The sequence below is a fragment of the Actinomadura sp. DC4 genome (genome assembly GCF_030406325.1).
Classification (GTDB): Bacteria; Actinomycetota; Actinomycetes; order Streptosporangiales; family Streptosporangiaceae; genus Actinoallomurus.
Map to the genome: position 1 here is coordinate 133,446 of NZ_JAUEQY010000013.1, position 13,804 is coordinate 147,249.

The 13,804-nt window shown below is 73.1% G+C and carries 11 protein-coding genes; 5 read left to right on the forward strand and 6 right to left on the reverse strand.

Translation table 11 applies throughout. The features are described 5' to 3' along the window. Positions 1 to 25: 25 nt before the first annotated feature. Both QWU11_RS22250 and QWU11_RS22255 read left to right on the forward strand, forming a co-directional pair. A complete protein-coding gene (locus tag QWU11_RS22250) occupies positions 26 to 1,510 on the forward strand; it encodes a peptide MFS transporter (RefSeq protein WP_290116130.1) in 1,485 nt (494 codons plus the stop codon). Between the two features lie 178 nt (positions 1,511 to 1,688). Beyond that, positions 1,689 to 2,471, forward strand: a complete 783-nt coding sequence (locus QWU11_RS22255; protein ID WP_290116131.1) for a hypothetical protein — start codon at positions 1,689 to 1,691, stop codon at positions 2,469 to 2,471. Here the strand turns inward: QWU11_RS22255 and nrfD are convergent. Genes nrfD through fdh form a run of 3 tightly spaced genes read right to left on the reverse strand, consistent with a single transcriptional unit; the run spans position 2,458 to position 7,441 of the window. Next, positions 2,458 to 3,393 (reverse strand): NrfD/PsrC family molybdoenzyme membrane anchor subunit, encoded by a 936-nt coding sequence (gene nrfD, locus QWU11_RS22260; RefSeq protein WP_290116133.1) that lies wholly within the window; start codon positions 3,391 to 3,393, stop codon positions 2,458 to 2,460. The genes QWU11_RS22255 and nrfD overlap by 14 nt on opposite strands. Beyond that, complete coding sequence (locus QWU11_RS22265; RefSeq protein WP_290116135.1) at positions 3,393 to 4,232, reverse strand: 4Fe-4S dicluster domain-containing protein; 840 nt, start codon at positions 4,230 to 4,232, stop codon at positions 3,393 to 3,395. The genes nrfD and QWU11_RS22265 overlap by 1 nt, the downstream gene beginning before the upstream one ends. Then, complete coding sequence (gene fdh / locus QWU11_RS22270; RefSeq protein ID WP_290116141.1) at positions 4,232 to 7,441, reverse strand: formate dehydrogenase; 3,210 nt, start codon at positions 7,439 to 7,441, stop codon at positions 4,232 to 4,234. Before fdh ends, QWU11_RS22265 begins: the two co-directional genes overlap by 1 nt. Positions 7,442 to 7,522: 81 nt before the next feature. Here fdh and fdhD point away from each other — a divergent pair, with 81 nt between their 5' ends. Further along, entirely contained in the window at positions 7,523 to 8,338 is an 816-nt protein-coding gene (gene fdhD / locus QWU11_RS22275) for a formate dehydrogenase accessory sulfurtransferase FdhD (protein ID WP_290116142.1), read from the forward strand. A 34-nt stretch (positions 8,339 to 8,372) separates the two neighbouring features. Then, positions 8,373 to 9,260, forward strand: coding sequence for an alpha/beta fold hydrolase (locus QWU11_RS22280; protein ID WP_290116144.1), 888 nt, complete (start codon positions 8,373 to 8,375; stop codon positions 9,258 to 9,260). Here QWU11_RS22280 and menC read toward each other — a convergent pair. Then, positions 9,257 to 10,372: an o-succinylbenzoate synthase gene (menC, locus tag QWU11_RS22285; RefSeq protein WP_290116146.1), complete on the reverse strand. Its 1,116-nt coding sequence runs from the start codon at positions 10,370 to 10,372 to the stop codon at positions 9,257 to 9,259. The two genes, QWU11_RS22280 and menC, sit on opposite strands and share 4 nt — an antisense overlap. Beyond that, positions 10,360 to 11,139: a hypothetical protein gene (locus QWU11_RS22290; RefSeq protein ID WP_290116148.1), complete on the reverse strand. Its 780-nt coding sequence runs from the start codon at positions 11,137 to 11,139 to the stop codon at positions 10,360 to 10,362. The genes menC and QWU11_RS22290 overlap by 13 nt, the downstream gene beginning before the upstream one ends. 67 nt (positions 11,140 to 11,206) lie before the next feature. On the opposite strand from QWU11_RS22290, the gene QWU11_RS22295 reads away from it, so the two are divergent. After that, positions 11,207 to 12,349, forward strand: coding sequence for a M20/M25/M40 family metallo-hydrolase (locus tag QWU11_RS22295; RefSeq protein WP_290116150.1), 1,143 nt, complete (start codon positions 11,207 to 11,209; stop codon positions 12,347 to 12,349). On the opposite strand, the gene QWU11_RS22300 is transcribed toward QWU11_RS22295, so the two are convergent. Beyond that, positions 12,340 to 13,758, reverse strand: a complete 1,419-nt coding sequence (locus QWU11_RS22300) for a PLP-dependent aminotransferase family protein (RefSeq protein ID WP_290116152.1) — start codon at positions 13,756 to 13,758, stop codon at positions 12,340 to 12,342. The genes QWU11_RS22295 and QWU11_RS22300 overlap by 10 nt on opposite strands. Between the last annotated feature and the right edge of the window lie 46 nt (positions 13,759 to 13,804).

The following is a 13,804-nucleotide window of genomic DNA, read 5'->3' on the forward strand; positions in this document are numbered from 1 at the left end:
GCTGCGGAGATTCGGGGGAGACCGCATGGCCACATCGGCGACGGAGACGCGCAGTGAGCGGCGTTTCCTCGGTCATCCGCGCGGGCTGGCGACGCTGTTCATGACCGAGATGTGGGAGCGCTTCAGCTTCTACGGCATGCGCAGCATCCTCGTGCTGTTCCTGGCCGCGTCCGCGGCCGAGGGCGGGCTCGGCCTGAAGGAGGGCACGGCCAAGGCCCTGGTCGGGGTCTACTCGGCCATGGTCTACCTGGTCACGCTGCCCGGCGGCTGGGTCAGCGACCGCGTGCTGGGGCCGCGCCGGGCCGTTCTGTGCGGCGGCGCCGTCATCATGCTGGGCCACGTCGCGCTGGCGGTCCCCGGCGGCGCCGGATTCGTCTACCTCGGGCTGACCCTGATCATCGCCGGCACCGGCCTGCTCAAGCCGAACATCGCGACCCTCGTCGGGCACCTGTACCGGCTCGACGAGGACGCGCGGCGCGACGCCGGGTTCTCCATCTTCTACATGGGCATCAACCTCGGCGCGTTCCTCGCGCCGCTCGTCGTCGGCACGCTCGGGCAGAGGGTCTCCTGGCACCTCGGATTCGGCACGGCCGCGGCCGGCATGGCGCTCGGCCTCCTGCAGTACGTCCTCGGCGGCCGGCACCTGAACGACGGCCCGCCGCCCCGCGCGCTCAGCGAGCGGGAGCGGCGGCACCTGCGCGAGGCCGTGCTCGCGGGCTGCGCGGCGGTCGCCGGTGTGGTCCTGCTCGGCGTGGCCACCGGCACGCTCACCCTGGACAACGTGACCTGGGCGCTCGCCGTCATCCCGCTGGTGGTGGCGGTGGCCTACTTCGGGTTCATGTTCTTCGGCAGCCGCGAGATCACCCCGGACGAGCGCGCGCGGCTGCGGGCGTACGTGTGGCTGTTCGTCGCCGCGTCGGTGTTCTGGATGGTCTACGACCAGGCCGCGACCGAGCTGTCGACGTTCGCCCGGCACCGGACCGACCTGTCGGTCGGCGGCTGGGAGATGCCGTCGAGCTGGCTGCAGGCGATCAACCCGATCATGGTGATCGTGCTGGCCCCGCTGTTCGCGGGCCTGTGGGTCCGCACGGGCCCGCGGCTCAGCACGCCGCTGAAGTTCTCCGTCGCGATGGCGCTGTGCGGGCTGTCCTTCGTGATCATGGCGCTCGCGGCGGCCGAGGCGAGCCACGGCGCGAAGGTCTCGGTGCTGTGGCTCGTGGTCACGTACCTCATCCAGACCGCCGGCGAGCTGTGCCTGAGCCCGGTCGGGCTGTCGGTGACGACCAAGCTGGCGCCGAAGGCGTTCGCCAGCCAGATGATCGGCGTGTGGTACCTCGCCGTGGCGGTGGGCGACGCCATCGGCGGCCAGCTCACCCGCCTGGCCGGGACCGCGCTGTCCGAACCCGCCTACTTCCTCATGCTGGGGGTCGTCGCGCTGGCCACGGGCGCCGCGCTGGCGGCGGGCGTCCGGCCGCTGCGCGCGATGATGGACGAGCACCGGGCCGTCTGAACGCTCCGTCCATCTGCCTCCTTCCCGAAAGCCCTGACCGAACTCGGACATTTCGCAAGCGGTGGGATCCAAACGGCGAAACCTACCGTCATAGGCAAAGAACAATTTGCGCAGCAGGGCGAGTCCTAGTTGGGTATCCACGACACGTTTTGCGGGGAAATGAAGGGGCGGCCGTTTCGTGCACGAGCATCCGGAGGCCTACGGCCAGCAGCCCTATCCGAATCAGCCGCAGGGACAGGGTTCCGGCGGCCATCCCCCTCAGCAACCGCCGTATCCGGGCCAGCAGCCGCCCTCGTATCCGAACCAGCAGCAGCCGCCGTACCCCGGCCAGCAGCAACAACAGCCGCCGTACGGGCAGCAGCCCGCCTACGGCCCTCCGCCGCAGCCCGGAGGCGGCACGCCCTGGGGCCAGCCGCCCGCGGGCGGGTTCGGGCCGCAGGACCCGATGGGTCCCGGCGGCTGGGGACCACCCCCCGGCCCGCCCGGCAAGAACAACTCCGGCCCGGTCGTCGCGGTCGCGGCGGTGGCCGCCCTCGTGCTGCTCGGCGGCGGTGGCGCGATCATCTGGGCGTTGAGCGGCGACGACGGCAAGAAGCCGACCACCCCGATCGCGGTGAGCACGCCGCCGACGTCGGTGCCGACCTTCTCCCCGCCGACCTCGTTCCCGAGCGCGTTCCCGACGCCGACCTTCCCGAGCTTCCCCACGCCGTCGTCGTCCTCGACCTCGGATGAGTCGATGTTCGTCCAGGCCGGCGACTGCGTGCGGATCACCGGCAAGTCGCCGCACCTGGAGATGCACAAGGCGACCTGCGGCTCGGCGCCGTACAAGGTGCTCAAGCGTTACTCCGGCACGGCGGACAAGACCAGGTGCCGGGGCGTCTCGGGCTACACGACGGCGTTCTGGGCCACGAACAAGAAGTACAGCTTCCTCAGCTACGTGCTCTGCCTCAAGCGCCAGTAGCGGCACGCTGGGGCACGACGGTGTACTTGGGGTCCTCGGCCGAGGCCAGCCCCGCATAGAAGACCCCGAAGCGCGTGCAGACGGCTCCGCCGGTGAGCGCGAGCCCGGACACGATGGCGGCCGTACGGCTACGGCCGGCGACGACGGTGCCGGCCGCCCCGGCCGCGGTGAGGCCGCGCCCGCAGCGCAGCAGGAGGCCCGCGCGGCCGGTGCGGTACGGCTCGGACACGAGTTCGCGGTGCTCGCCGCGCATCCCCCGGCCCTTCTCCAGCGTTCCGGCGGCGGCCAGCTCCAGCCCCGCGCCGAGCAGTGCCATCCGCCGGGCCGGGGCGCCCTCAGCGCCGGGCACGGCCGCCATGCCGACGGCACCGGCGCTCGCGAGCGCGCTCCCCGCGAACAGCAGCGGCAGGTGACGGTAGCCCTCGTGCCAGGCCGGCACCGCGGTGTCGGCGATCAGCACGCCCGTGTAGGTGGCGAGCATCGGGCCGGTCACGGCGGCCCCTGCCCCCGCTACCCGGCCGAGCCACGGCGCGATCCCGGTGACCGACGAGGCGGCCGAAGCACCGGTCAGCCCTCCGTGTACGGCCATCGCCCAGGAGCCGACGCTCATCGGCGAGGTCGGCTTGAAGACGCGCAGCATGTGGAGGAAGCGCTCGGGCCGCCCGAGCTCGGTGATGAGCAGCACGGACCCCGCGGCGGCGGCCGTCGCGGCGGTGATCCGGCCGGTGGTCTCGAGCCGCCCGCGCCCGGTCGCGCCGGCGAGGGCCGCCATCGTGGCCGACGCGCCGGACAGCCCGCCGAAGTAGAGGTAACCGGGCAGGTGCGGGGCCTTCCAGCGCGGGCGCTTCAGCACCGGCCGCCCGTAGTAGGACTGGAACTCGGCGCGCGGGACCATCCGCTCCTCGCCGCCGCGGCGGGGCATCAGCGCCGTCCCAGGAACGACACGGCGACACATCCCGCGAGAGCGGCCGCCGCTCCCCCGGCCCACTTCCACATCGCGGGCAGGTCGCGGGTGGTGACGACGGGGTCCGGCGGCAGGCCGTACACCTCCGGCTCGTCCAGCAGCAGGAAGAACGCGCCGTCTCCGCCGACGCCGTCGTTCTCGTCCTCGCCGTACAGGCGTGCCTCGGCCACGCCCTGGTCGTGCAGGTCGTCGAGGCGGGCCTTGGCGCGTTCGCGCAGCTCGTCGAGCGGGCCGTACTGGATCGAGTCGGTCGGGCAGGCCTTGGCGCAGGCGGGCTCCATGCCGTCGCCGATGCGGTCGTAGCACATCGTGCACTTCCAGGCCCGGCCGTCGCCCTCGCGCCGGTCGATCACGCCGTACGGGCAGGCCGAGACGCAGTAGGCGCAGCCGTTGCAGACGTCCTGCTGCACGACGACGGTGGCGAACTCGGTGCGGAACAGCGCGCCGGTCGGGCACACGTCGAGGCAGGCGGCGTGCGTGCAGTGCTTGCACACGTCGGAGGCCATCAGCCAGCGGCTGCTCCCGGCGCCGTCGTCGACCTCGTGCGCTTTGGTCTGCTCGACGAACGCCACGTGCCGCCACGTGCTCGCGCCGAGCGACCCGGTGTTGTCGTAGGACATCCCGGTGAGCGCGAAGCCGTCGTCAGGGACGTCGTTCCACTCCTTGCAGGCGACCTCGCACGCCTTGCAGCCGATGCAGACCGAGGTGTCGGTGAAGAACCCCGCCCGCTCCGGCGGGTCGGCGTACCCGGCCTCCTCGGCGACGTCGTGCAACGGCCCGTGCAGGCGGTTCTCCATCAATCCTCCGGGATCCCGGCGAGGCGGCGGTAGCGGCGTACGAGGGCCCGCAGCGCGGCGCCCTGCGGGCGGCGGCCGGGCCGGATGTCGCAGGTCGCGGCCTTGCTCTCCTGGATGTGGGTGTTCGCGTCGAGCACGATGGGCAGCAGGTCGTTGGCCGAGTCGCCGGTGACGACGCCGGAGCTGCCCCAGTGGTAGGGCAGCCCGACCTGGTGGACGGTGCGGCCCTGGATCCGCAGCGGCCGGAGCCGGTCGGTGACCAGGACGCGCGCCTCGATCGCGGTGCGCGCGGTGATGATGGTGGCCCAGCCGCCGTTGACCAGCCCGCGCTCGGCGGCCAGGGCGGGCGAGACCTCGCAGAACATCTCCGGCTGGAGCTCGGACAGGTAGGGCAGGAACCGGCTCATGCCGCCCGCCGTGTGGTGCTCGGTCAGCCGGTACGTCGTGAAGGCGTACGGGTAGGTCGTGCCGCCCGGGGGGTGGTAGCGGTTGTCCCGGCGCGGGTAGAGCTGGCGGGCCGGGTTGCTCTGCTGGGCGTAGATCGGGTTGCGGACCGGCGACTCCTGCGGCTCGTAGTGCGTCGGCAGCGGCCCGTCGACCAGGCCCTTGGGCGCGAACAGCCACGCCTTCCCGTCGGTCTGCATGATGAACGGGTCGGCGCCGCCGATGGCGGCCTGCGCCTTGGCGCCCGGGGGCGGGACGTACGAGGGCGGCTTGCCCTTCTCGAAGTCGGGGACGTCGTGGCCGGTCCACTGCTCGCCGTCCCACCAGACGTAGGCCTTGCGCTCGCTCCACGGGCGGCCCTCCGGGTCGGCGGAGGCGCGGTTGTAGAGGATGCGGCGGTTGGCCGGCCACGCCCAGCCCCACTCGGGCGCGACCCAGGACTGGTCCTGGCCCGGCCTGCGGCGCGCGGTCTGGTTGACCTCGTCGGCGTAGCTGCCGGAGTAGATCCAGCAGCCGCAGGAGGTCGAGCCGTCGTCCTTGAGACCGGCGAAACCTCCGAGGGCCTTGCCGTCGGCGTCGTAGCCGTTGATCTCGCGCAGCACGGCGTCCGCCGACGGTTCGTCGTGCGGCCCCTCGACCGGGTAGTCCCAGGTCAGGTCGAGGACCGGCCGGTCGTTGGGGTCGGTGGAGGAGGCCAGCCGCTCGCGTACGCGCCGGCCGAGGTGGTACATGAACCACAGGTCGCTGCGCGCGTCGCCGGGCGGGTCCAGCGCCTTGTGGTGCCACTGCAGCAGCCGCTGGGTGTTGGTGAAGGTGCCGTCCTTCTCCACGTGCGCGGCGGCGGGCAGGAAGAAGACCTCGGTGGCGATGTCCTCGGGGCGCGTCTCGCCGGAGGCGACCTCCGGGGAGCTCTTCCAGAACTCCGCGCTCTCGATGAGGTTGAGGTCGCGGACCACGAGCCACTCGCTCGCGGCGAGGCCCTGGCGCTGCAGCCGCCCGCCCGCCGAGCCGACGGCGGGGTTCTCCCCCATGAGGAAGTAGCCCAGGACCTTGCCGGCGATCTGGTCCATGACCGTGTGGTAGGTGCCGTGGTCGCCGGTCAGCCGCGGCAGGTAGTCGAAGCAGAAGTCGTTGTCCCCGGTCGCCGCGTCGCCCCACCAGGCCTTGAGCAGGCTCACCATGTAGGCGCGCTTGTTGCCCCAGAAGCCGGTGTCGCCGGCGGCGCGTTCGAGGTAGGTGTCGAGGTCCTCGTGCTCGTGGGCGTACGGCATCGGCAGGTAGCCCGGCAGCAGGTTGAACAGCGTCGGGATGTCGGTGGAGCCCTGGATGCTCGCGTGCCCGCGCAGCGCGAGGATGCCGCCGCCCGGACGGCCGATGTTGCCCAGCAGGAGCTGCAGGATCGCGGCGGTGCGGATGTACTGGGCGCCGACCGTGTGCTGGGTCCAGCCCACGCTGTAGACGAACGCGGTCGTACGGTCCCGGCCGGAGTTGGCGACGATCGCGCCGGCGATCGCGGCGAACGCCTCGGGGCCGATGCCGCACATCTCCTCGACCAGCTCCGGGGTGTAGCGCGCGAAGTGGCGTTTCAGCACCTGGTAGACGCAGCGCGGGTGCTGGAGCGTCTCGTCGCGCTCCGGCGCGTGCCCGGTCTCGGACGGGGTCGCCTCGAACGTCGCACCCGGACCGTGCTCGTGGGAACGGTCGTCCGGCGCCGCCTCGTCGCGTTCGCCGGCCGCCGCCCGCGGGTCCGCGTCGGCGTACGCCCAGGTGGTCGGGTCGTACTCCCGCTTGTCGGCGTCGTAGCCGGAGAAGATCCCGTCGAGGTCCTCGGTGTCGCGGAAGTCCTCGCCCAGGATCGCCGCGGCGTTGGTGTAGTTGAGGACGTACTCCCGGAAGTCGTGGCCGCCGCTCAGCACGTGGTTGACGAGCGCGCCGAGCAGCACGATGTCACTGCCGGCCCGGATGGGAACATGCTCGTGCGCCACCGCGCTGGTGCGGGTGAACCTCGGGTCGATGTGGAAGATCCTGGCGCCGCGCGCCTTGGCCTCCATCACCCACTGGAACCCGACCGGATGGCACTCGGCCATGTTGGAGCCCTGGATGACGACGCAGTCGGCGTTCGCCAGGTCCTGCTGGAACGTCGTGGCGCCGCCGCGCCCGAAACTGGTCCCCAGACCGGGGACGGTGGCGGAGTGTCAAATACGGGCCTGGTTCTCGATCTGGATCGCGCCGAGCGCGCTCCAGAGCTTCTTGATGAGGTAGTTCTCCTCGTTGTCGAGCGTGGCCCCGCCGAGGCTCGCGATGCCCATCGTGCGGCGGACCGGCTTGCCCTCGAAGGTGTCCTGCCAGCCGCGCCGCCGCGCGTCGAGGACCCGGTCGGCGATCATGTCCATCGCCTCGTCCAGGTCCAGCGGCTCCCACTCGGTGCCGTGCGGGCGGCGGTAGAGGACCTTGGTCTGGCGACCGGGCGAGGTGACGAGCTGCTTGCTGGCCGAGCCCTTGGGGCAGAGGCGGCCGCGCGAGATGGGCGAGGCCGGGTCGCCCTCGATCTGGATGACCTTCTCGTCCTTGACGTAGACCTTCTGCCCGCAGCCGACCGCGCAGTAGGGGCAGACGGAGTCCACGACCCGGTCGGCGTCCCCGGTGCGGGCGCGCAGAGCGTCGGTGCGCTTCGAGCGTGCGGCCTCGCCCCGGCCCAGCCGGTCGTTCCCGGCGAGCTGGCGGAGAACCGGCCACGACTCGATGCCCACGTCCCCATTCAACATCCTTCTACGGCGGTCTTTCCACCGCACCTGGTCAGGGTCCGGTCCTGTCTCGTAACGGGCCGGGCGCGGTAGCGTCGGGCCATGGGCCGAGTGACGGTACGACGGCGGGTCGCGCACATCGACGAACGGGGTGTCCGCGGGCGCCCCGACACGCTCGTGGTGGAGGAACCGCTGGAGATCCGGCTGGCCGGAACGCCGCTGTCGGTCACCATGCGGACCCCCGGCGACGACTTCGACCTGGTCGCCGGTTTCCTGCACGGCGAGGGCGTCGTACGGGCCGCCGACGACATCCGGGCGATGCGCTACTGCGCCGACACCGACACGATGAACGTCATCGACGTGACGCTCGCCGACGGCGTGGAGCCGCCGGAGGTCTCACTCGACCGCTCCTTCCTCATGACCAGCGCGTGCGGCGTCTGCGGCAAGACGAGCATCGACGCCATCCGGCAGCGGAGCCGGTACGACGTCCGCGCCGACCCCGCGCGCTTCGACGTCGAGCTGCTGGCCCGGCTCCCGGAGACGCTCCGCAAGGCCCAGCGCGTCTTCGACCGGACGGGCGGGCTGCACGCCGCCGGGCTGTTCGACGCGGAGGGCACGCTGCTGACGATGCGCGAGGACGTCGGGCGGCACAACGCGGTCGACAAGGTCGTCGGCTGGGCGCTGAAGGACAAGCGCGTGCCGCTGACCGGGCACGTGCTGCTCGTGAGCGGGCGCGCGTCGTTCGAGCTCACCCAGAAGGCGCTGCTGGCCGGCGTCCCGGCGCTCGCCGCCGTCTCGGCGCCCTCCTCGCTCGCGGTCGACCTGGCCGAGGAGGGCGGGATGACGCTCGTCGGTTTCCTGCGCGGTCCGTCGATGAACGTCTACTCCGGCGCCGAACGACTGCCCGGCTGCGCTTGACCGGATGGGGCGAGATCGGCATATATTGCACGCCGTGTCCAATATCACCGAGGAGACCGTGACCGAGCGGCGCGTCCAGGGCGACGGCGTCGAGCTGGCCGTCTTCGAACGCGGCCAGGGGCCCACCGTCCTGCTCGTGCACGGGTTCCCCGACACGCACGCCGTCTGGGACGCCGTGGCCGGGCGGCTCGCCGCGCGGTTCCACGTCGTCGCGTACGACGTGCGCGGCGCGGGCGGCTCCTCCCGGCCACGGGCGCGCGAGGCGTACCGGTTCGAGCATCTCGTGGCCGACATGCGGGCGGTGCTGGACGCCGTCAGCCCCGGCGCCCCGGTGCATCTGGCCGGGCACGACTGGGGCGCGATCCAGTCGTGGGAGGCGGTCTGCGCGATGCCCGAGCGGTTCACCACCTACACCTCGATCTCCGGGCCGTGCCTCGACCACGCCGCGCACTGGACCCGTACGGGACTGCGCGAGCGGTCCGGGGTGCGCAAGGTGCTACGGCAGCTCGCCCACTCCTGGTACATCGCCGCGTTCCACACGCCCGTGCTGCCCGAGCTGGTCTGGCGGCACGTGCTCGCCCGCCGCTGGGGCGCGCTCCTCGAACGCACCGAGGGCGTGCCGGCCGGCGACGGCCATCCGGCGCCGACGCTCGCCGAGGACGCCGCAGCGGGCGTGAACCTCTACCGCGCGAACATGCTCGGCGCGCGCCGTACGCCGGGCGAGCGCCGTACGACCGTGCCCACGCAGGTCGTGGTGCCCACCGGGGACGCGTTCGTGACGCCGGGGCTGGCCGCCGAGGCGGCCCGGCCGTTCGCCGAGCGGCTGCAGGTACGGCCGGTCCGCGCACCGCACTGGGTGCCGCTCACCCAGCCCGGGGAGATCGCCCGCCTGATCTCCGAGCACATCGCCCAGGCCGGTTAGCCCGCCTTCATCCGGAGCGTCTCGGTGGCGCTGCGGCGGACCAGCTCCTCGTCCACCGCGTGGCCCAGGCCAGGCCCGGCGGGCACCGGGACGCGGCCCCGGGTGGCGCGGATCGGCGGGTCCACCACGTCGTGCGCGTAGTACTTGTCCGAGCCGGAGACGTCGCTGGGCAGCGTGAAACCGGGCAGCGCGGCGATCGCGACGTTGGCGGCGCGGCCCACCCCGAACTCATGCATCCCGCCGCACCAGACCCGCCAGCCGCCCTCGACCGCCCGGTCGTGCGCGGCGCTCGCCGGGGTCAGCCCGCCCATGCGGGAGACCTTGATGTTGAGGATCCGTCCCGCGCCGAGCTCCATCGCGGTGTCGAGCTGGTCGAGGTCGTCCACGGACTCGTCCAGGCAGACGTCGGTCCCCAGCCGCGACTGCAGCCGGGCGTGCGCGGCCAGCGCGCCCGGAGCGTACGGCTGCTCGATCATCGTCAGGTCGAACCGGTCGAGCGTGGCGAACACCTCGTACTGGTCCTCGGTGTAGGCGCCGTTGGCGTCGACGTGCAGGTCCAGGCCCGGATGCGCGTCGCGCACGGCGCGTACGGGCTCGACGTCCCAGCCGGGGGCGATCTTCAGCTTGATCCGCGGGTACCCCTCCTCGGCGTAGCGGCCGGCCTGGGCGAGGAGGTCGTCGACGGTCGGCTCGATGCCCAGGCTCACCCCCGCCGCGATGTCCGGGCGGTCGCCGCCGAGGGCGCGCGCCAGCGGCATGCCCGCCGCGCGCGACCACAGGTCCCAGCAGGCGATGTCCAGGCCGGCCTTGGCGAAGTGGTGGCCGCGGATCCGCGCCCAGCGGGCGCCGACCTCGACGGGGTGGTCCCAGGAGGCGCCGAGCAGGGCGGGCGCGAGGTAGCGCTCGAGTGTCAGCCGGCAGATGTCGACGGTCTCCGGGCAGTAGTACGGGTCGCTCGGCGAGGCGATCTCGCCCCAGCCGGCCCCGCCGTCCTCGTCCTCGACCCGCACGAGGATGTGCTCGAGGTGGGACTTGCGGTGCGAGCTGGTCTGGAAGGCGTGCACGAGCGGCAGGCTCACGCGGAACGCCTCCACGATGGTCACGCGGGGCACCGGTCGCCTCCCTTCCGCAGGCGGTAGACGGCCGTGTGACCGTCGCAGGTCTGGCAGGAGATCGCCTCGAACCCCTCCCCGGTCAGCCCGGTCAGCGCGGCGGCCAGGTCGTCGCGCAGGTGGGAGGCCGCGCCGCGGTCGCGGGCCACGAGGGCGTCCCAGTCGCGCGGCATCCCGACCAGCGCGTCGCCGTCGTCCTCGCGCCGCACCTCGCCCCAGCCGGTGTACGGCGGGCGCGGGAGGTTCCGTGCCGGATGCCCGACCAGGTCCCACTCGACGATCAGCCGGTCGGTGCGCATGCCCGGGTCGCGGCCGGAGTCCTCGACGCCGTACAGGTCGCGGGTGAACCAGCGGCCGGTCGCGCCCAGCACGTCGAAGTTGAAGTGCGCGTTGTGAGTGCGCACGGGGTCGAAGGCCCAGCGCATGACGGTCACGCCGGTGGAGATCACGTAGTCGCGCTGGCTCAGCTTGAGCGTGCGGCCCACCCCCTTGCCCTGCCAGCCGGGCAGCACCGCCGCCACCTGTGAGTAGTGGTAAACGGTCGAGGAGTCCGATCCGAGGAAGCCGTACGTGAAGCCGATCAGCTCCTCCCCCGCGAAGGCGCCGATCACCGAACCGGCGTTGCGCGAGAGCGCGGCGAGCAGCCGCGGGCTGACGGCCGGATCGGTCGGCGCGAGCGCGAACGCGGTGCGGTAGACCTCCACTCCGGCGCGCATCTCGGCCGCCGTGATGAGAGGTCGTACGGTGATGGACGGAGAGAGCGACAAATTCCTCTCTTTTCAGGTTTTTACACGAAAAAAGCGTCGGTCCCACGTCGAGTTTAGTATCAGTGGCATGGAACCCGATGTGGCCGCCTCCCTGGTGCGCACCACCGCTGACCTGCTGTCCTTCGGCCGCGAGCGGCTGCGGGAGTACGCCCTCGCCGAGTCGCCGTCCGGAGACGCGCCCGCGCTCGACCGCTGCGCCGAGCTGATCGCGGCGGGCCAGCGGGAGGCCGGCGGCCGCGTCTCCCGGACCGACGGGCATCTCGTCACGGCCTTCGGGCCGGAGGAGGGCCCGCACCTGCTGCTCGTCGGCCACTACGACACGGTCTGGCCGGTGGGCCGGCTGGCGACCATGCCGTACACCGACGACGGCACGACGATCGCCGGGCCGGGCACGCTCGACATGAAGAGCGGGCTGGTCGCCGTGGAGATGGCCCTGCGCGCGCTGGCCGCCGCAGGCGCGGCCCCCGTACGGCAGGTGCGCCTGGTGACGGTCCGCGACGAGGAGGTGGGCAGCCCGAGCGGCCGTACGGTGATCGAGGAGCACCTGGACGGGGCGGTCGCGGTGCTCGGCCTGGAGTCGCCGCACCCGGACGGCGCGCTGAAGACCGCGCGCCGGGGCAGCACCCGGATCCTGCTGACCGTCCAGGGCCGCGAGGCCCATGCCGCGCTGGACCCGGACAGGGGGATCTCCGCCATCGACGAGCTGTTGGACCAGGTCGCGGCGGTACGCGTGATCGTCCCGGACGACGGCGAGACGCTGTTCAACGTCGGCCGGATCGAGGGCGGCAGCCGGGCCAACGTGATCGCCGGCTCGGCGTCGGCCGAGATCGGCCTGCGCTTCACCTCGGCCGCGGCCGAGCACCGCGTGCTCGACGCGCTCACCGGCGCGACGCCTTTCCGCGCAGGCGCGGTCGTGGCGGCGAAGGTGCTGTCCTCACGCCCCACCTGGCCCGAACGCGCGGACGACCCGCTGCTGGCGACGGTCGCGCGCATCGGCGCGGACCTCGGCCAGCAGATCACGGGCCGCCCGGCAGCGGGAGCGGGCGACACGAACCTTCCGGGCTCACGCGGCCTGCCGACGCTGGACGGCTTCGGCCCACGAGGCCGCGGCGCCCACGCGGCGGAGGAGTCCTTCCACCTGGCCGCCCTGCCGGCACGCGCCGCCCTGCTCGCGGCCATCATGGTCGACGACCTGTCGGCTCACACGTAGGCGGGGCGGGACAGGCCCGCGGTGTCGGCGTCGCGCTGGGCCAGGGCCAGGCGGGCCGTGGCCTCGCGCAGGCGGTCCGGTGGCAGGACGTACGGCACGCGCAGGTGGTCGTCCAGGACGCCGTCGACGCCGAAGGCGGTGCCCGGGACCAGGTGCACTCCGTGGCGGGCGCCCGCCGCCGCCAGGGCCGTGCTCGACACGCCCGGCAGGCGGGCCCACAGTGACAGGCCGCCCGGGGGGATCTCGAACTCCCAGCCCGGGCAGTCCTCGCGCAGCGCCTCGACCAGGGCGGTGCGCCGTTCGCGGAGCATCGACCGGCGCTCGGCGGTGATCTCCTCCATCCGTCCCAGCAGCTCGGTGACGATCAGCTGTTCGAGGACCGGGCTGGCCAGGTCGACGGTCTCCCTCTCCTCGGCCAGCCGCCGTACGAGGGCCTGGCCCGCGCGGATCCAGCCGATGCGCAGGCCGCCCCACAGCACCTTGGCCGCCGACCCGATGCTGATGACGCGACCGTCGGTGTCGTGGGCGGCCAGCGGGCGCGGGCGGGTGACGTCGTCCACCGCGAGTTCGGTGAAGGTCTCGTCGGTGACCATGTACGCGCCCGTGTCGCGCGCCGTGGCGACCAGGGCGGCGCGCGTGGTGTCGTCCATCAGCCGGCCGGTGGGGTTCTGGAACTCCGGGATCACGTACGCGAGGCGCGCCGCGGACTGCCGCAGGCCGCCGGTGAGGAGCTCGGGGTCCCAGCCCGCGTTGACGCCGGCGGGCACGAGGCGGGCGCCCGCGCGGCGCAGGCCGTCCAGGGCGTGGGGATAGGTCGGCGACTCGACCAGCACCGCGTCTCCCGGCCGCGTGAACGCCTGCAGCACCAGGCACAGGGCGTTCTGCGCGCCGGTCGTCACCAGCACCTGCTCGGGCACGGTGGGCGCGCCGCGCGCCGTGTAGCGGGCCGCGACCGCCGCGCGCAGCCCCGCCAGGCCCAGCGGCTCGTAGCCCGGGCCGCTCGTATGGCGCGGCAGCTCGGCGACGGCCGCCGCGACGCACTCCTCGAACACCGACGGCACGGCCGGTGACACGCAGGCGAGGTCGATGAGCGTGCGGTCCTCGGCGAGGCCGTGGCGGGCCGCGGACGGCGCGCCGGACGGCAGCGCCGTCCAGCTTCCCGCCCCCTGGCGGCTCTCCACGTAGCCCTCCTCGCGGAGGGCGTCGTAGGCCGAGGTGACCGTCGTACGGCTCACGCCGAGGATCACGGCGAGGTCGCGCTCGGCGGGCAGCCGTGTGCGCAGCGGCAGGCGGCCGTCGAGCACGAGGCCGCGCACGCCGGCGGCGATCGCCGCGTAGTAGGGCCGGCTCCGGGGCGGGCCGCCCAGGAGCCGCGCGAGCGTCGTGGCGTTGATCGACCGAGGCGACATAAGGCCACTTTTCATCATTGGCTCTTATATTTCAAGCCACTGGTCT